Raw genomic sequence first — 16,523 nt, 5'->3', positions numbered from 1 at the left:
GCTCGGTGGGGCGCGTGCGCTCCTGCGGCGGCGCGGAATGACCTCCCGGATTGGGGACGATTCGCGGCGCCTGGCGCGTGGCCGGGTTGGGCGGCGGGTTTGGGACGATGGTTGGAGCAGGATCCTTTGACGTGGTCATGCGGTCCCCAATGCAACGTGGTTGCCTACCCGGGTGGTATATCGCACCCCGCGAACCATGACTCCTGACGAGCGCGAGAGCCTGCCGCCCCCGGTGCGTTCCTGGCTCGCTGAGAACTTGACCTCGGGCGTGGACCCGTCCCGGCTCGTCCAGGCCCTCCAGGCCCAGGGTCTGTCCGAAGCGCGGGCCCGGGAGGCGGTGGACGTCGTCTCGGCCCACCCCGCGGTGCGTCACGGTCAGCAGGCCGTCTCCCGGCGCCGGGAGCTGGAGTCGCTGCTCGAAGTCCGGGCCGCGCTCCATGCCCAGTGTCACCCGGGCCTGTCGCCCGTGGCCGTGGATCGACTGCGCCACCTGGCCCCCGATGCGTTCTTCGAGCGCTACTACATTCCCAACCGCCCCGTCGTCATCAAGGGACTGCTGGACGACTGGCCGGCGCTGACACGCTGGTCTCCGGAGTGGCTGGCCGAGCGCTTCGGCGACGAGGAGGTGGAGGTCATGGCGGGCCGCGACGCGGAGCCGGACCCGGACTTCCATGCGGAGCGCCTGCGCCGGACGCTGCCGCTGCGCGAGCTGGTGGCGCGCTTTCGTGACACCCGCGCCTCGGACGATGTGTACCTCGTGGCCCGCAACAGCCTGCTGCTGCGCGCCGCGTTCCGCCCGTTGCTCGACGACCTGCGTCCGCCCCGGGGCTACATCCATCCAGACCTGAGCGCCCCGGACAGCGTGCACCTGTGGTTCGGCCCCGCGGGGACCTTGTCGAAACTGCACCACGACCACCTCAACGTCCTCTTCTGCCAGGTGCTGGGGCGCAAGCGCTTCTGGTTGTCTCCGTCCTGCGAGACGCCTCGGCTCTACAACGACCGGGGCCTCTACAGCGCGGTGGACATCCTGGCGCCGGACGTGAGTCGCTTCCCGGACTTCGCGCGGGCCACGCTGCACTCGTGCGTGGTGGGGCCCGGTGACGCGCTCCTGATTCCTGTGGGGTGGTGGCACGCGGTGCAGGCGCTCGACTTGAGCGTGTCGGTGACGTTCGTCAGCTTCGACAGGCCGGAGCGCAACGTGGAGTGGCGCGACTATTGGATTGGCCCCAGGCCAGAGAAGGTCCAGCGATGACGGATGCGGACAAGCACGTTCCCGCGGCGCGCGGGACGAACACGCTGGCGCCGGAGTGGCGGCGCTGGGTGGTGGAGAACCTGCTGCGCGGCGCCGAGGTCGACGACCTGGTGTCCGTGCTGGAGCGCTCGGGAGTTGACTCGGCGCTCGCGCGCGCGGCGGTGCATACCGAGGCGGAAGACCCCTGCTACCAGGGCGCGGCGCGAGCCGTGGCCATGCAGCGCAAGCTGGAGGGACTGCTCGACCTCTACGGCGACCTCCATCGCCAGTCGCCGGGCCACACCCATGTCCCCCGGCATGACGCCCTGACGCCCGAGGACTTCTTCGAGCGCTACTACTTCCAGAACCTCCCCGTGGTGGCGCGCGCCACGGTGCTCGCGGACGCAGGCTCGAAGGACACGCTGGGGCAGCTGGGCGCACTGGCGCGCGTCGCCGAGGCCGCGAGCGTGTCGCCCGGCGCCTTCGTCGTGCCCGCGAGCGCGAACGTGACGTCGAGCCTGCCGGTGCGTGTGCCCCAGGGGCTGGTGCTGGAGAGTGCGCCCGTGGGCCTGTGGTGGGAGGAGCCGGGCGCGGACGTTCCCTTGACTCCCTCGCGCCGCAACATGCTGCTGGGGCAGGTGCACGGGCGCAGGCTGCTCCAACTGGTGCCCGCGTACGCGCTGCATCGCGTCCTGGGCTCGGCCTCGGTGCCCGAGGGTGTACCGCGAATGGAAGTGGAGCTGTCGCCCGGGGAGCTGCTGCTGTTGCCCGTGGGGTGGTGGTTCGCGCATCGCTCACCGGAGGGCGGCGCCGCCATCGTCTTCGAGTCCTTCGCCGCGCCCGAGCCCAACGTGTCGTGGACGCCCCGGCCGGAGTCCCGCGAGCCTACGCCTCCTCCTCGCTCTCGAGTCGACTGAGGAGCTGTCGGGCGAAATCTCGCAGCGCGGGAGCCGAGGGCTCGCGGTCCAATCGCTCCAGCGAGTCACGGATGGTGGCGAGTCGTCCTGCCTGCGCGAGGATCTTCAGCGCTCGCAACTGCACCAGCTCCTCGGGAGGCATGGAGTGGGGGACGGGAGGTTGTCCTCGCAAGGGGACACGGCCTCGCTGCGCAAGCAGGTCCACCAGCACACCCACGTCCTCATCCTCCAGCGTGCTGACGGCCGAGTCCCTGGTGGCGGCTTCCATCTGCTCCAGGGCGTCCATCAGTTCGCTCCAGGCGAAGCCGCGGTGCGGGGGTTTTCGCTCCGCCACCATCCGCCTGAGCTGTTCGCGTGTCGTCGGCATGACAACTCCTAGCGTGTCCACATGATGTCTATCTCCGGGACTTGCGCCGTCCCGACGGTGATGCCGAGCTCATTGCGCCCCAGGTCCACCTCCCAGAGTCTTCCGTTCGCGCGCAGCGTCCCCATGAGGAAGGGCAGCGTCGGGTGCAGGTATCGACGCCGGAATGACGACTCCTGGCCCAGTCTGACGGGCCGGCCATCCGCCGGGGGCAGCGGCATGTCCAGCTCCACCGCCTCTGTCCGGAAGCAGGCGTCGTAGAGATACAGCCGCCCCGAGTCCTCCAGGAAGTTGAGGCAGTGGCCGTCATCCCAGCCGGCCATGAAGACATACCGGGACGCGACATGGCTCAGCAGCTCCACCGGCTCGTCCGGCGCGAAGGGATAGCGCGCGCAGTCGAGGAAGCGTCCATACAGACGCGTCATGCGACTGGGCTCGAGCTGGTTGATGCCCGGCGCCACCGCCACCATCGCCTCCCAGCGCGCCTCGTCCGTGCGTGGGTCATCCTTGGGCGCCAGGTGCAGCGTGCGCCCTTCCAGCGTCACGCCCTGACAGTTGGCGAGCTGTTGGAAGAGTTGATACCAGCCGCCACACATGCCGCCGCCGACGGCCAGCATGTGGCGCACCGTCCAGGCGGGCACGCCGTAGCGCAGGCCCGTCTCCGGCAGTCCCCGCAGCAGCGCGTCGCAGATGTCCTTGCGCGACTCCAGTCCCGCACACCAGCGCGAGGACCAGCGCACCAGGGGCACGTAGGCGCCGGACGGGGGCGCGCCCTGCTCGCCGTGGCGCATGGGCGCGCCCGTGGTGAAGAACTCATGTCTGCTGTTGCCGAGGAAGAGCTTGCGCGTGCTTCCGTCCGCGTCCGTCCACTCGGCGACCCACTGGAGCTCCAGCGCGTGCGTGCCGATGTGATTGGGCAGCGACCGATTGAAGGACACGGGCTCCGCGAGCGTGCTCCAGCCCGCCGTGCGCTCCAGGCTCACCGGATGTGGCCCGAGCCAGCGGACGGGCGTTTCCAGGCCATTCGCCGAGGACAGCGAAGGGCCGAAGGCGCTCAGTTCGAACGAGGCGGGGACGAAGTGGTTCGCCAGCAGCGCGATTCGGACGGAGGGACGTGTCCCTCGGACGTAGGCCACGGGCTCCGCGCGGTGGCCTCGAATCCACTCGGGCTGTTCGCCCAGGCGGGTGTCCGTGACGGGACTCCACAATGCAACCGCGCCGCACTCCGCGTCTCCCCGGTCGAAGTGCAGGCTGTAGATGGCCAGCGGTTCCGCGTCGTGCATGTCCACCCCCCCCTTGTCCGTGCCGGAGGGGCACGGTCATTGCTTCACGCCTTCCGGAGACGCCCCCACGGGCCTCCGGTGGGCCTATTCATACAACAAGACGCGCGTCACCCACGGCGCGCCCTTCACGTCGCGCAACCAGCGCAGCCGCTCCGCGCGCAGCGCCACCGCGGGCGTCGCACCCGCGTGGATGCGCTCGCGCACGCCCTGGAAGAACCGGCCCGCTGAGTCAGGAATGTCCACCGTCGCGGCGAACACCGCGCGAGCCCCCGCGCCCACGAAGGCCTGGGGCAGCGAGGACGTCTGGTGAAGGAAGGGCGGCAGCCGCGCCGCGCTGCACGCGCCCAGCAGCACCACCGGCGAGCCCTCCAGGCGCACCTGCTTCAGCGCCTCCGAGGTGAGCGCATAGCGTCCGTCATACTCGGGAGCCAGGGCGATGACCGGTGCTTCGGACAGGCTGCGGTCCACCACGCCGTGCGCGTGGAACTCGATGTCGGTGGCTCGCGACATCGCCTCCAGCACGCGCGAGGGCGTGGCCTGGGCGCCAGACAGCTCCATCGACTGGCCGATGGGCGCGGGCGTGGACTCCCACGAGGATAGCCGCGCGAGCCCCAGGCCCGAGGGGGTCTCCACGTTGGCCACCACCACATGCAGCGGAGGAGGTGGCTTCTTCTTCGGCTCCGGCGAGGCGTCCATGGCCACGCGGTAGCTCCACGCCATCTCCGGCGGGAGCAGTCCGGAGCGGCTGTCCAGGGGCGGCGCCGCGAGCACCTCTACCCGAGGGCACGAGCGCAGCAACGCCAGCAGCTTCTCCGGCACCAGTCCGGAGAGGTCGTCCCCCAGGGGCTCCTTGCGTGAGGCGTCATGGTGCCCGAGCACCTGTCCCCGGGGACCGAGCGCCACCACCACCGTGCGCTCGGCTTCCGCCGCGGCGATGAGCGCGCACTGCTTCGGGCTGGCGACGCCCAGATGGTCGGCCACGACGCCTGGCACCTCGGAGAAGGCGCCGGCCTCTCCGGCGGTGACGGCCATCGTCTGATAGGCCACCGCCACCGTGTCGCGTGCGTCCGCGTCCGTGGTCAGGTAGGGCGCGGCCTGTCGGATGACGGCGGCGAGCCGCGCGTTGCCCTGCTTCCGGTCCTTCAGCAGCTCGAAGCGCGCCTGGACCAACTGGGCGAGCATGCGACGGCCGGGAGTCTCCCGCGTGGCGTGGGCCCGCGTCAGCTCCGCGCTGATCTGCTCCGCGTCCTCGGGCCGAGGGTCCAACCGCATGAGGTCGGTGAGCGTCCACGCGCCGATGAGCCCCACGGACGGATTGCATTCCTGCGCGCGCGACAAGGCGCGGCGAGCCTCCTTGGGCCGCAGCCGCATCAACTCCAGGGCCGCGATGTTGCGGTGGACGTAGTTCTTCACGTCGCAGGTGTCCGGGGCGCGCGCCAGGTACTCGGACAGGTACGCGCGAGCGGAGGCGACGCGGAACTGGAAGCGCGCGGCCTGGGCGAGCGCGCGCAGGGCCGCCGACTCCAGCTCCCACTCGCCCATCGCCTGGGCTTCGCGCCAGCTCGCGCGGCCCGTCTCCTCGGCCTCCGACAGCCGGTTGGCGGACGTGGCCCGGTGGCTCACCTTGCGCAGCAGGTCCGCGCAGCGCGGGCGAAGCCGCTTCTCCCGGCACAGCGTCAGCGCGGCCTTGAGTCGCTGGTCCGCCTGCCAGGCTTCACCCGCGAAGCCCTCCTGCCGCGCGAGTTCGTCCTGGACCAGCAGGTGGATCCACGGGTCGTTCCACTGGCGCGCCACGCGCTCCAGCTCCTCGGGGGGACTCTGGGCCTCCGGCGTCAGCAGCCTCGCGCCGAGCAGCAGGTCCTGCTCGCCCGCACCGCGCAGACGGGTGAGGTAGTCCGGGGACGCGGGCTGGCGCTCTCGCAGGAGGCGGGCGTACTCGGCGGCCAGGGGCGCGCGTCGCGTGAAGTCCCGCGCGGCGATGTTCCGCGTGTGGTCCGCCAGGGCCGTGCCGCCGTGGATGCGGTCCAGCAGCTCCGCCAGCGGGAGCAACGCCAGCACCCGGGCCGACGTGGGCGCGGTGCGCACGACGTCGTAGAAGAGGCCGCGAGAGATGCCGGGATGTCGGCGCGCCTCCTCCAAGGGGATGGGGAGGTTCGCGTCCTGGGCCAGCTGGGTGAGCGCGGTCCGCGTGCGGTTCCAGGACTCGGCCCGCTGGCTCACGGAGGCGCGCAGCCAGGACGCGTGCTCACGGGCCTCCGCGCTCCATCCGGGCTCGCCCAGGGCGGCCACCTCGTCGAAGACGGACGCCGCGAGCAGGTGCAGCCCCATTTCGCGCAGCACGAGCGCCCGGTTCCACAGGGCCTGTGGATGACGGGGCGAGGTCTCCAGCAGGCCGTCGAGCCAGGTCAGGGCCTCGTCGTTGCGCTTCAGCAGGAAGGCGGCGACGGCCTGGTCGTTGTCGCGATTCAGCGACGGCGGTGCATGCGCCAGGTGCGCGAGTCCCTGTTGGGGATCTCCATGGAGCAGATAGGAGGCGGCGATGCCCGCCCGGTCTCCGCTCTCTTCCAGTCGGGCCAGCTCCCTCAGGGGAACGGCGATGGAGGGGCGCTCCTCGCGAGGCCGGACGTAGGGACGATGGACGTCCGCGGCCGGGACGCTGAGGCGCGGCTCCAGGGGGCGGGTGCGGGTGTCGGTGAGCCAAAGCAGCTCGTCACGACGGCCGGGCAGCGGGCCCGAGCGCGCGATGAGGATGGCCGGGAACACGAGCAGGGGGATGAGATGCCAGGCACGCAGGCGCGGCGCGCGTCGCCCGCGAGTAGACTTCCCTGGTGCATCCAGCTCGGCAGCCATTCGCTGGACCCTCCCCGTCGCTCCGCGTCCCATGGCGCGAAGCCATCACTCAGGCCCCGAGTCTTAAGCCAAGAAGCCTGACTGAGACAAATGGTGTTGGTGAAAGTCACGATGGGTTGGGGATGACGGCCTGAGTCATGACGACCCGGGCGGTGCGTCCGGGCGGCGGGTGGGCGCTCTCCGGCGCTAGGGTTGCGCCATGTTCATCGTCATCCTCGGCGGTGGTGTGTCGGGCCTGTCATGCGCCATCCGGTTGCAGGAGGCCGGGCACACGGTGGAGGTGTGGGCGCGAGAGCTGTCGCCTCACACGACGTCGGATGTCGCCGCGGCCGTCTGGTACCCCTATCGCGCGTGGCCGCAGGAGCGCGTCAGTGCCTGGGCGAAGCGGACGTACACGGTGCTGGCGTCACTGGCCCAGGAGCGCCCCGAGGCGGGCATCCTGATGGTCCCCGGCGTGGAGGTGTTCCGTCGTCACGTCGAGGACCCGTGGTGGCGCGACAGCGTGCCGGACTTCCGTCGGGCGCGGGCGGACGAGCTGCCTCCGGGACTGTTGGAGGGTTATCACTTCACCGCGCCCGTCATCGAGATGCCGCGCTATCTGCCGTTCCTCATGGCGCGCGTGCGCGAGCTGGGCGGCCACATCATCCAGCGCGAGGTGCGCTCCCTGGACGAGGCATGGGCGAGCGCGTCCCTCGTGGTCAACTGCACGGGCCTGGGGGCTCGGGACGTCGTGGGAGACGAGACGCTCTTCCCCGTGCGCGGTGAGGTGCTCCGGGTGAGCCCGCCCCCCACGGACCGCTTCATCTTCGACGACGAGTGCGAGAGCGGCATGGCCTACGTCATTCCCCGCTCGCGGGACTGCATCCTCGGCGGCACGGCGGAGGAGGGGAACGCGTCGCTCGTCCCCGACGCGCTGAAGGCCCGGGCCATCCTGGAGCGCAACGCGCCGTTGCTTCCCGAGGGCGCGAAGCTGGACGTGTTGGAGCACAAGGTCGGGCTGCGCCCTGGACGCCCCACCGTGCGACTGGAGGTGGAGGTCCTCGGGGAGCGCGTCGTGGTGCATGACTACGGCCATGGGGGCGCGGGCGTCACGCTCTCATGGGGCTGCGCGGAGGAGGTCGTCCAGCTCGTCGCGACCCACTCCCGCTGAGTCAGGCCCCCGCGCGGAGCACGCGTCCGAAGCCGCGCTCCTGGCCCAGGGCCGGGGACACCGTGCCGGCGCTCACCGCCTCGCGTCCGGCGATGAGCACCGCCTTCACCGCGGCATCATTGCGGCGCACCAGCCGCACGAAGCCTCCGAAGTTCTCCATCGGCGCCTCGGCGATTTCATCGAGCTTCTCGTCCAGGCCGTCGGGATTGATGACGACCAGGTCGGCGCGTCGGCCCTCGGCGAGCACGCCCGCGTCCATGCCGAACCAATCGCCAATCTCCCCGGTGAGCCGATGCACCGCGCGCTCTATGGTCATGAAGGGCTCGCCGCGCTTCTGGGCCTCGCGCACCAGCCGCAGGAGCCGCAGCGGGAAGTTGTAGTGCGCCATGTTGCGCAGGTGGGCGCCCGCGTCGGAGAAGCCGACCAGGATGTCGGGGTGCTGGCAGATGAACTCCAGCTCCTTGAGCCTGTCATTGGCCATGACGGTGTACCAGCGCAGCGCGTCCCCATGCGTGGCCACCAGGTCCAGGAACACGTCCACCGCGTCGCGGCCCTGCTCCTGGGCCACCTGCGCGAAGGACTTGTTCACCAGGCTCTTGTCCGGGCACTCGAGGATGCGCGACTGGTTGAAGTCGCGGTGGAAGGCGCGCGGCAGGAAGCGGTTGGTCCACTGGCTGCGGAAGCGGGCGCGGTACTCCGGGTCCTTCAGCAGCCCCGCGCGAGAGGCCGCGTCCTGGAGGTGCAGGGCCGCCGCGCCCGCGCCGAACTCCTCGAAGACCACCAGGTCGATGCCGTCCGCCCACAAGTCGAACACCTCTGGCAGCGCCTGCCAGCGGAAGTTCGCGCCGAACAGCGTGTTGGCCGCGCGCGACAGGACGCCGATGAGCCGGTGGATGCCTCGGCTGGCGCGCGGGTCCATCATCGAAATGACTGTCGTCTTCAGCGTCTTGCGCCACAGGCCCATGCTCTCGAGCAGGAACAGCACCACGTTCACCTTGGTGCTGATGTTGGGCACGCCCTGGAACACGCGGCCCCGCGCGCGCAGGAGCTTCGTCAGCCGGCGGTACTCGCTCCAGCGGGCATAGGTGGAGGGCAGGGGCCGGCTGCGGATGTCACGCGAGCCGCCCATCTTGTCCCACTTGAGCGTCATGATGGACATGCCCAGGTAGCCCAGGTCCAAGCCCTCGGTGACCATCGCCTCCATGCGCCGCAGCTCGTCCTCGCTGGGGCGCAGCCCTGGCTCCAGGCTGCGATGCAGACCCATGGCGTGGGCGCGCAGCGCGGAGTGCCCCAGCATGGACGCGACATTGGGGCCCAGCGGAAGCGTCTCCAGATGTTCCAGGTAGCCGCCCAGCGAGTCCCACGTCTTGCGCTGCTCCAGCAGCGAGCGGACGGTGTCGTAGGGGATGGCCTCCACGCGGCAGAACATGTCCGCCAGGTCCTCGGGCTTGCCCACCGCGAGGCTGAGCGAGCAGCTTCCCACCACCACCGTGGTGACGCCGTGGCGCACGGACTCGGAGAGCGACGGGGCCAGCTCCACCTCCGCGTCGTAGTGGGTGTGCAGGTCGATGAAGCCCGGAGTCACCCAGTGGCCGGCCGCGTCGATGACGCGCGTGTGCGGCGCGCGCTCAATCGGTCCTTCCGTGAGGGCGGCGACCGTGTCTCCTCGGATGCCCACGTTCAGCTTGCGGGGTGGGTTGCCTAGACCATCGAATACGAGTCCGTTCTCGACGATGAGGTCCATGGGCCGAGCCTAGGCCCGCCGTTCTGTCCACTTCCACCCGGAAGCCACCGACAGGAGGGCGGCAAACAGTCGGGCGCGGTGCGTCAGAGTGGATGTACGCCCCTGGAACGAGGAGCGGGGCGCTTGCTCGCAGGCCCGCTCTGGCGTGCTCCCATGCCTACCTTGCCGTCCGGACGACACGAACGCGACCTGCGCGCGGGAGGCGAGAGATGGCACGGACACGGTGGAAGTGGCTCACGCTGGTGGGCTTGGGCGCGTCGCTCGCGGCCTTCACGGGATGCGAGGACGATGAGGTTCGCGACAACTCACGCAACGTCGGCCGCGAGATGGGCAAGGCGGCGAGGGAGGTGCGTGACGGCACACGCGAGGCGGCGAAGGACATGAAGACCGCCGCGGAGGAGGCCTCGCAGGGCTTCAAGGAAGGCGTTGGCGGCTCGGGTGCGCCGGGCGATGCGGCCACGCCCGTGCCGAACCAGTCAGAGGAGGACCGGGAACGTTCGGTGGAAGACCGCGACGTGCCAGGTGAAGCACCTCCGCGTTGAGGTCACATGTGCCCTCCTGGCGCCGTGACTCGGCGCGGTGCCAGGATGACGCTCACGGCCATGCAGCGGCTGGCGGGGGCCCCATGAGCGAGCTGGAGCTGGACAAGGTGTATCGCCGGGGCGAGGAGTCTCCTGGCGTGCGGCGCATCCAGGAGTGGCTGACCCTGAATGGCTTCGCGGTCGCCATCGACGGGGACTTCGGCCCCGCCACGGAAGCGGCGCTCAAGCGGTTTCAGGCCAGGTCGAACGTGCCTGTCTCCGGGGTCGCGGACGCGGTGACCTTCGAGCGACTGGTGGCGCCGCTGCGCTCGGCGCTCTCCCTGGCTTCTCCGGCGGGCCGCTCCCTGGGCTCGCTGACGGTGGCGTATGCGGCGCAGCACCTGCGCCAGCTTCCGCGCGAGGTGGGTGGGAGGAATCGCGGCCCCTGGGTGCGGCTGTATCTGGATGGCAACGAGGGCGCGTCCTGGTGCTGGTCCGCTGGCTTCGCGACCTTCTGTCTGCATCAGGCGGCGAGGACGCTGGGCGTGCCCATGCCCGTGGAGCGGACCTTCTCCAGTGACTTGCTCGCGGCGCAGGGGCGCGCGCGGGAGAGCTTCCTCTCCACGCAGAGCGCGCCGCCGGACCGCACGCGAATCCGTCCGGGCAGCCTCTTCCTGCGGCGCCGCACGCCCGGAGACTGGGCCCACGCGGGCATCGTCACCGAGGTGGATGAGGAGACCTTCCAGACCATCGAGGCCAACACCAACGACGAGGGCGCGCACGAAGGCTACGAGGTCTGCGCACGCACCCGGGGCTTCAAGAACGTGGACTTCGTCCTCGTGTGACACGCGCTGCCTTGGGTCACGTGGGCTTGCCCGGTGTCGGCTTGCCGTCGCGAGGCTTCGCCGGGCGTGGCGTGTAGTGCGCCAGGACGGGCTGGTGGTCCGACGACTCGGTGCTCCGGTCCACCTCGAAGAGGACGGGCTCCAGCTCCGGGCTGGCGTAGAAGTTGTCGAAGCGCTTGCCCGTGGCGGGCACGATGCCCGACTCGTCCGGCAGCGAGGTGAGGGTGGCGCTGTCGGCGATGTCCTGGAGTCGCAGCCAGTGCTCGCTGCCTCGCGGAACCTTCCCGGAGCGCAGCTCCGAGCACGCCTGCTTCGGCGTCATCATCTCTCCGTCTGACATGCGGACGCGCGCGACGGCGGCGTGGGCGATGGTCTCCGGCAGGCCCTGCTCCAGCACATGCAGTTCGTGCCGCAGCCGAGGGTCCGCGATGTTGCCCACGCCCGTGTCGCCCACGCTCGTGTGCGGCACGCCGTAGCGCACGGCGTACTCCTCCACCGTGTCCGTGTCGTCGTAGGTAATCAGGTGGGCCATCAACCAGGAGCCGCCGCGCTTGATGGCGGTGTTGGCGTTGAAGTCACCCAACGCCACGGCGTGGGGAATCTCCCGGTGGCGCAGCAGCGTGTTGAGCTGCCGCAGGTTGTGCGCGTTGATGCCGGAGTCTCCCAGCGTGTGGTGCACGTTGTAGAGGACGACGGGCACGCCCTCCACGTCCAGCCGGACGTACAGCGCGCCCCGGTCCTCCGGCAGCTCGCACGGGTCTCCGCCCCGGCGATGGATGGCGGCGGCGCGCTCGGCGTCGGAGAGGGAGTAGGTGAAGTGGGCCGCATCCACCAGCGGATGCCGCGTGAGGAACGCCTTGCCGTTGATGAGCCTCGTGCCGTTGCCACCGTCATGACCGAAGTACGCCAGGTGGAAGCCGTACCGCGCCGACAGCAGCACGGCGATGGGGACGTTGGCCTCCTGAAGCCCGATGACGTCCGGCATGCGGCCCTCCGCCTCCAGCCCGTCGAAGTACGCCAGCAGGGCTTCGCGGCGCTGTCCTCCGAGCAGGATGTTGAAGCTCATCACGGAGAGCCCGGGGCCCGTGGGCGGCCGGGACTCCGGGTGTCGGACGAGCAGCGTGCGCCCATCGCCGAGCTTGCGCTCCGTCGCCGGCAGCTTGAAGGCGTCGAGGCTCGGCAGGGTGAGGGTGGGGTCCCTGCGAGGACGAGGCTCCTCGGCGCTGGTCGCCATGCGGCCGAGAAGGGGACCCACGCCCGGCAGGTGCTCGAGGACCTCGGGCACCTTCATACGGGCTCCTGGGGCAGGCCCCTCCCACGAGGGGCGCGAAGCAGCGAGTCGTGCTGGCGAGCGACGGTGTCCACCAATCCTCCTGGGTGTCCTCAAGTTCGGTGCGGATCCTCCGACTCGCCAGGGGCAGGCTTCTTGGAACGCGTGGTTCGGCCATTCTCGCCGGGACGGAAAGCGGGCGGGCGGCGAGGCCATGGCCTCCTCTGCGGCAGACCGAGAGGCGGAGCGGGGGCACCTCGTGGTTGAATGCTGAACATGATGCGGGTGTTGCTGCTGGTGATGTGTGCTGTGGGAGTGACGGCGTGCGCGACCACGACGTCCCGGGCCGAATGGGCGCCGCCGTCGTGTGAGCCGGGCGCGCTGCTTCCCTGTGCGGAGTGGGGCGCCAAGCTGCTGCGCGAGGGAGACCGTCCCCGGGCCATCGAGGCCTACGGTAAGGCGTGTGAGGAAGGCGACCTGTCGAGCTGCATGACGGAGGGCAAGCTGCGCAAGGAGTCCGGCGACCTGTCCGGCGCGGAGCGTCCGCTCACCAAGGTCTACGAGACGGGCGACGTGGCTGCCGCCCTGGCGCTGGCGGAGGTGCACGAGGCGAAGGGCCAGGCCGTGGACCAGCAGGCCGCGGCCCGGCTGCGCCACCAGGCCCCCGCGATGGACAAGCCCGCCACGGAGGTGCTCTTCGCCATGCGGACGGGCAGCGAGATGGGCACGGGCCTCGAGCTGTCCTTCAACCTCCAGCCGATGGCCTTCATGGATCGCCGGCTGGGCTTCGGCGCGAACATGGTGTTCGGTGGGGAAGACGGGCTGGTGGAGACCAACGGCTTCGCCGCGTATCAGCACTACGTCTCGCCCTATGTGGTCCCCTATGCGCGGGCGATGGTGGGAGGCATGACCTCGGGGCAGGACACCTTGCTGAACCTGGGCGGTGAGACAGGAGTGAAGCTGTGCCTGGAGGACATTGGCCACCTGAACGTGGCCGCTGGCGTCTCGCGCGCCAGCGGGGGCTACTTCTCGGTGGGCCTGGGGCTCAATGGCATCATTGTTCTCGCCATCCTGTTGCAGTACCGCTAGCGCCCGCGTCAGGAGTGGGGAGTCCGAGCACGTAGGAGATGGCCGCCTTCGCGAGCCGGCTTGGGCTGCCCGTGGAAGAGTCCCTGCTCCGTGAGTTGTCTGGGACCTACCTGCGGCGGCGGATGTCCATCGCGGAGGTCTCCTTTCTCCTGGGCTATGCCGAGCCGGCCGCCTTCCATCGCGCCTTCAAGCGCTGGTGGGGAATGAGCCCGGAGCGCTTCCGCCGAGAGCACCTTCCGGCTTCACCGTGATGCCGCCGTGGTCCTCCGCGCGTCTGGGTCTTTGAAGACCGACCATGCGTGAGTCCTGACTGCCGTGACGGTTCGCCGAGGGCGTCCGCGCGGTGGATTGCGGCGGTGACAAGGACTGTTTGACTCGCTTGGCGACGCGTTCCTAGCATCACGCGACATCAAGGCGGGGGACTCACCACTCACATGCCGGCATTGACTGAGTCACCTGGGTATCTCTCCCAGGGCGAGGACTCGCTTTACTACGTTCATCACCGGGCGCTGACGGAGCGTCGGGCGGCGGTGTTGCTGGCGGGGCCGTTGGGGCTGGAGCGGGCGCATGGCTATGTCGTGTGGGTGAGATGGGCGCGCTTCCTCGCGGCTCGGGGCGTGGAGGTGCTGCGTCTGGATTATCGAGGCTCTGGCGAGAGCACGGGGCGCTTCGATGAGATGACTTTCCCGCGCTGGGAAGAAGATTTGCGCACGGGGCTGGAGCACTTGCGGCGCGTGAGTCCCGGTGTGCCGTTGACGGTGCATGGGCTTCGACTCGGTGCGTTGCTCGCGGCGCGAGTGTTCCGGACGGAGCCGGTGGAAGGGCTCTTGATGTGGGAGCCGCCGGAGTCGGGGAGGGCGCATCTGATGGAAGTGCTTCGCCGGAAGGTGGCGGCGGACAATCTGGAGGGGACGGGAGGGGAGGCTCGCTCGCGTGAGGACTACGTGACGGAGCTGGAGGCGGGGCGGCACGTGGAGGTGGAGGGGTTGCCCTGGTCTCGCGGTTTGTGGCGCAGCTCGGAGGGCTACGGCCTGGCGGTCCCCGAGAAGGACGAGGCGCGGCCGTGGCGGGTGGTGCACCTGGATGGCCGTCCCGCGGAGCGTTTCCTGGCGCCGGGACGGAGTCGCTCGGTGAGGGCACCTCGGCCCTTTTTCTGGACGACGAGCAACCGGCTCTTGCCGGAGCTGGCGGAACTCTATGAGGACAGTCTGGGGTTCATCGCTGGGACTGGGGCGCGCCAGGAGGTGCGGTCATGAGGGAGTTGATCCAGCTCGACGTGAAGGGACACCGGTTGTGGGGGACGTTTCATCCTCCGGCGACGGGGACTCGGCGTTCGGTGGGTGTGCTCTTCCTGAACCCCGGGCATGTGCCGCGCTCCGGGCATGGGGGGCTGTCGGTGCTCGCGGCGGAGCGGCTCGCGGCGCGAGGCTTCCCGTGCTTCCGAGTGGATTTGCCGGGGTTGGGGGACTCGGACGGTCCGTTGCCGGAGACGACGTCTGAGCTGTACCAGCTCGTGTGCAAGGGCGGCTTCGTCGAGGTGGCGAGCGCGGTGCGGGAGGAACTCCAGCGGCGATTTGGGCTGGAGGGGATGTTGATGGGAGGGCTGTGCGGGGCGGCGACGACGGCGCTGTATCTGGCGGACCGTGAGCCGGAGGGTGTGCGCGGCCTGTTCATGTTCGAGCCGGAGTTCTACCTGTCGGAGCAGGAAGCGGCGGCGGTGGGAGGGGAGGGGGCCGAGGTGGAGGTTGAGTCCCCGCGGCTGTCATTGAAGCGGGTGACGTCGAAGCTCTTCTCGTATTGGGGCTGGATGCGGATGCTGACGCGGGAGAATGAGTACGCGCGCTTGTTCAAGTACGTGCCCTTCCCGCGACAGAAGCTGCTCGACTTGTTGATGGACTGGGATTCGTTGCCGGCGGTGACGAACGTGCCGCTGGTGCGGGCGTGGCAGCGCGTGGTGGAGCGCGGGCAGCCGGTGCTGGTGCTGACGGCGGAGGGCAAGCTGCGAGACGTGTTCTTCGACCGCATCCATCGCTCTGCGCTGGCGGACCTGCCGCATCCGAACCTGTCGCGGATTCGCCTCAAGGGCACCAATCACATCTTCACGACGGGTGGTGCGATTGAGTCGTGCGTGGACCACCTGTGTCAGTGGGCCTCAGAGCGCTTCCCGGGTTCAAACACCACGCACCTGCCCATCCCGCCCGAAGCTGTGCGTCCGGGTATCGAGCGGGTGGTGGGCTGAGGCGCGCAGCCGTCCAGTCTGCAAGCCGCGCCACACGTGATGGACGCGCTCAACTTGAGCACTCCCTGTCCACAGACGAAAATGTTTGTGTGTGTGATTTTGTCGCGCGCGGCGCGAGAACTCACTCGGAAGGGGCACACTTCGTGGGAGTCCGGTTCACGAGGCGCTCCGCCCCAGTGAGACAGGGGCGGGCGCCGGGACTTCGTGACGGGGTGCCTTACGGCAGGGAGTAGCGGACGCGGAAGCCGAAGACCAGGTTGGACTGGATGGGGTCGCGCGTAGCGAAGCCAATCACATACCGGTTGCCAGCCACCACGGTATGGGCGGGTTGGGATGCGGAGAAGATGGGGAAGCTGGAGTAGCCACTGTTGAAGGCCACTCCCGAGTTCTGCCAGGTACCCCCGAAGCTGCTGAAGTACGACACGGCGAGGGTCGCATCGGCCGTGCTCCAGATAGCGGCTTCGAAGTATCCGACGGTGGAGGAGTCGTAGCCGTAGGCAATGGCTTCCTGGATCTGCGCACCCGACGGAAGATTCAGACCGCACACGTACGTATTGAGCGTGGCATTGGAGTTCACCGCGCACGGGAAGGTATTGTCACCGTCCGTGCGCAGCGTGCCGCCGCCGCCGCAGGTCATCGGAGCTGGCGGAGGAGCGCTTCCCTGGTGCACGCAGGTGATGGCGGGGATGGAGACGGAGTACGTCCCGGCCAGCAGTTCCGGGTTTCCTGTCCGAGCGGGCGTTGTGGTCTGGGGGGCCTGCGGCTTGCCGCGCTCCTCGGCGGATGCCGTGGACAGCGTGGCGAAGGCGGTGAGCGCGGTCAGTGAACGCAAGGTCGACAGATGACGAGGCATGTTGATGTCCCCTGTTCGGAGCGCGTGGGTGGGGTGTTCGCGCGCCGAGCGTTCAGTAAATAACTTTGATGTTATTCCCGCAATTGCGGCTTTGTCTGATTGTCGCGGGGCTCACGCCAGCCGCCGCATCTTGAGGATGATGCCCTCGGAGGCGGGCGTGGTCCCTG

15 protein-coding genes are annotated in these 16,523 nt (G+C 69.6%); 9 read left to right on the top strand and 6 right to left on the bottom strand.

Going from position 1 to position 16,523, the window contains the following annotated elements:
• Positions 1 to 196: 196 nt before the first annotated feature.
• Complete coding sequence (locus HUA75_RS42255) at positions 197 to 1,252, top strand: cupin-like domain-containing protein (protein ID WP_174489668.1); 1,056 nt, start codon at positions 197 to 199, stop codon at positions 1,250 to 1,252.
• Positions 1,249 to 2,148: a hypothetical protein gene (locus HUA75_RS42250; protein WP_174489667.1), complete on the top strand. Its 900-nt coding sequence runs from the start codon at positions 1,249 to 1,251 to the stop codon at positions 2,146 to 2,148. The genes HUA75_RS42255 and HUA75_RS42250 overlap by 4 nt, the downstream gene beginning before the upstream one ends.
• Here the strand turns inward: HUA75_RS42250 and HUA75_RS42245 are convergent.
• The 3 genes from HUA75_RS42245 to HUA75_RS42235 all read right to left on the bottom strand — a co-directional run bounded on the left by HUA75_RS42245 (position 2,117) and on the right by HUA75_RS42235 (position 6,645).
• Positions 2,117 to 2,515: a hypothetical protein gene (locus tag HUA75_RS42245; protein WP_141646845.1), complete on the bottom strand. Its 399-nt coding sequence runs from the start codon at positions 2,513 to 2,515 to the stop codon at positions 2,117 to 2,119. The genes HUA75_RS42250 and HUA75_RS42245 overlap by 32 nt on opposite strands.
• An 8-nt stretch (positions 2,516 to 2,523) precedes the next feature.
• Positions 2,524 to 3,795, bottom strand: coding sequence for a hypothetical protein (locus tag HUA75_RS42240; protein ID WP_174489666.1), 1,272 nt, complete (start codon positions 3,793 to 3,795; stop codon positions 2,524 to 2,526).
• Between the two features lie 84 nt (positions 3,796 to 3,879).
• A complete protein-coding gene (locus HUA75_RS42235; RefSeq protein WP_174489665.1) occupies positions 3,880 to 6,645 on the bottom strand; it encodes a CHAT domain-containing protein in 2,766 nt (921 codons plus the stop codon).
• A 199-nt stretch (positions 6,646 to 6,844) separates the two neighbouring features.
• On the opposite strand from HUA75_RS42235, the gene HUA75_RS42230 reads away from it, so the two are divergent.
• On the top strand, positions 6,845 to 7,795 hold the full coding sequence (locus tag HUA75_RS42230; RefSeq protein WP_174489664.1) for an FAD-dependent oxidoreductase: 951 nt from the start codon (positions 6,845 to 6,847) through the stop codon (positions 7,793 to 7,795).
• Position 7,796: 1 nt separating this feature from the next.
• On the opposite strand, the gene HUA75_RS42225 is transcribed toward HUA75_RS42230, so the two are convergent.
• A complete protein-coding gene (locus tag HUA75_RS42225; RefSeq protein ID WP_174459209.1) occupies positions 7,797 to 9,539 on the bottom strand; it encodes an amidohydrolase family protein in 1,743 nt (580 codons plus the stop codon).
• A 209-nt stretch (positions 9,540 to 9,748) separates the two neighbouring features.
• On the opposite strand from HUA75_RS42225, the gene HUA75_RS42220 reads away from it, so the two are divergent.
• Together HUA75_RS42220 and HUA75_RS42215 are read left to right on the top strand one after the other, a co-directional pair.
• Positions 9,749 to 10,081, top strand: a complete 333-nt coding sequence (locus tag HUA75_RS42220) for a hypothetical protein (protein WP_246137600.1) — start codon at positions 9,749 to 9,751, stop codon at positions 10,079 to 10,081.
• Positions 10,082 to 10,164: 83 nt separating this feature from the next.
• Positions 10,165 to 10,905 (top strand): peptidoglycan-binding protein, encoded by a 741-nt coding sequence (locus HUA75_RS42215; protein ID WP_141646840.1) that lies wholly within the window; start codon positions 10,165 to 10,167, stop codon positions 10,903 to 10,905.
• A gap of 16 nt (positions 10,906 to 10,921) precedes the next feature.
• Here HUA75_RS42215 and HUA75_RS42210 read toward each other — a convergent pair whose 3' ends face one another.
• On the bottom strand, positions 10,922 to 12,196 hold the full coding sequence (locus HUA75_RS42210; protein WP_174489663.1) for an endonuclease/exonuclease/phosphatase family protein: 1,275 nt from the start codon (positions 12,194 to 12,196) through the stop codon (positions 10,922 to 10,924).
• A gap of 246 nt (positions 12,197 to 12,442) precedes the next feature.
• On the opposite strand from HUA75_RS42210, the gene HUA75_RS42205 reads away from it, so the two are divergent.
• From HUA75_RS42205 to HUA75_RS42190, 4 genes are all read left to right on the top strand, one after another.
• Positions 12,443 to 13,264, top strand: coding sequence for a hypothetical protein (locus tag HUA75_RS42205; RefSeq protein WP_174459206.1), 822 nt, complete (start codon positions 12,443 to 12,445; stop codon positions 13,262 to 13,264).
• Positions 13,265 to 13,302: 38 nt separating this feature from the next.
• Positions 13,303 to 13,515, top strand: coding sequence for a helix-turn-helix domain-containing protein (locus HUA75_RS42200; protein WP_305794097.1), 213 nt, complete (start codon positions 13,303 to 13,305; stop codon positions 13,513 to 13,515).
• Positions 13,516 to 13,698: 183 nt separating this feature from the next.
• Positions 13,699 to 14,520: a serine aminopeptidase domain-containing protein gene (locus HUA75_RS42195; protein ID WP_141646837.1), complete on the top strand. Its 822-nt coding sequence runs from the start codon at positions 13,699 to 13,701 to the stop codon at positions 14,518 to 14,520.
• Complete coding sequence (locus tag HUA75_RS42190) at positions 14,517 to 15,503, top strand: hypothetical protein (RefSeq protein WP_174489661.1); 987 nt, start codon at positions 14,517 to 14,519, stop codon at positions 15,501 to 15,503. Before HUA75_RS42195 ends, HUA75_RS42190 begins: the two co-directional genes overlap by 4 nt.
• Before the next feature lie 217 nt (positions 15,504 to 15,720).
• Here HUA75_RS42190 and HUA75_RS42185 read toward each other — a convergent pair whose 3' ends face one another.
• On the bottom strand, positions 15,721 to 16,356 hold the full coding sequence (locus HUA75_RS42185) for a hypothetical protein (RefSeq protein WP_174489660.1): 636 nt from the start codon (positions 16,354 to 16,356) through the stop codon (positions 15,721 to 15,723).
• Positions 16,357 to 16,523: the final 167 nt, after the last annotated feature.

Origin of the sequence: Myxococcus sp. CA040A, from assembly GCF_013336725.1 — a bacterium.
Taxonomy (GTDB): Bacteria; Myxococcota; Myxococcia; order Myxococcales; family Myxococcaceae; genus Myxococcus; species Myxococcus llanfairpwllgwyngyllgogerychwyrndrobwllllantysiliogogogochensis.
Note: the sequence above shows the minus strand (reverse complement) of the source record. Positions and strands in the feature narration are given on the sequence as shown.

Excerpts from the sequence above, each read along its gene's own strand:
- HUA75_RS42190 (WP_174489661.1), top strand. The coding sequence starts at position 14,517 with ATGAGGGAGTTGATCCAGCTCGACGTGAAGGGACACCGGTTGTGGGGG.
- HUA75_RS42235 (WP_174489665.1), bottom strand. The coding sequence starts at position 6,645 with ATGGCTGCCGAGCTGGATGCACCAGGGAAGTCTACTCGCGGGCGACGC.
- HUA75_RS42250 (WP_174489667.1), top strand. The coding sequence starts at position 1,249 with ATGACGGATGCGGACAAGCACGTTCCCGCGGCGCGCGGGACGAACACG.
- HUA75_RS42220 (WP_246137600.1), top strand. The coding sequence starts at position 9,749 with ATGGCACGGACACGGTGGAAGTGGCTCACGCTGGTGGGCTTGGGCGCG.
- HUA75_RS42200 (WP_305794097.1), top strand. The coding sequence starts at position 13,303 with ATGGCCGCCTTCGCGAGCCGGCTTGGGCTGCCCGTGGAAGAGTCCCTG.
- HUA75_RS42205 (WP_174459206.1), top strand. The coding sequence starts at position 12,443 with ATGCTGAACATGATGCGGGTGTTGCTGCTGGTGATGTGTGCTGTGGGA.
- HUA75_RS42245 (WP_141646845.1), bottom strand. The coding sequence starts at position 2,515 with ATGCCGACGACACGCGAACAGCTCAGGCGGATGGTGGCGGAGCGAAAA.
- HUA75_RS42255 (WP_174489668.1), top strand. The coding sequence starts at position 197 with ATGACTCCTGACGAGCGCGAGAGCCTGCCGCCCCCGGTGCGTTCCTGG.
- HUA75_RS42240 (WP_174489666.1), bottom strand. The coding sequence starts at position 3,795 with ATGCACGACGCGGAACCGCTGGCCATCTACAGCCTGCACTTCGACCGG.
- HUA75_RS42225 (WP_174459209.1), bottom strand. The coding sequence starts at position 9,539 with ATGGACCTCATCGTCGAGAACGGACTCGTATTCGATGGTCTAGGCAAC.
- HUA75_RS42215 (WP_141646840.1), top strand. The coding sequence starts at position 10,165 with ATGAGCGAGCTGGAGCTGGACAAGGTGTATCGCCGGGGCGAGGAGTCT.
- HUA75_RS42185 (WP_174489660.1), bottom strand. The coding sequence starts at position 16,356 with ATGCCTCGTCATCTGTCGACCTTGCGTTCACTGACCGCGCTCACCGCC.
- HUA75_RS42210 (WP_174489663.1), bottom strand. The coding sequence starts at position 12,196 with ATGAAGGTGCCCGAGGTCCTCGAGCACCTGCCGGGCGTGGGTCCCCTT.
- HUA75_RS42230 (WP_174489664.1), top strand. The coding sequence starts at position 6,845 with ATGTTCATCGTCATCCTCGGCGGTGGTGTGTCGGGCCTGTCATGCGCC.
- HUA75_RS42195 (WP_141646837.1), top strand. The coding sequence starts at position 13,699 with ATGCCGGCATTGACTGAGTCACCTGGGTATCTCTCCCAGGGCGAGGAC.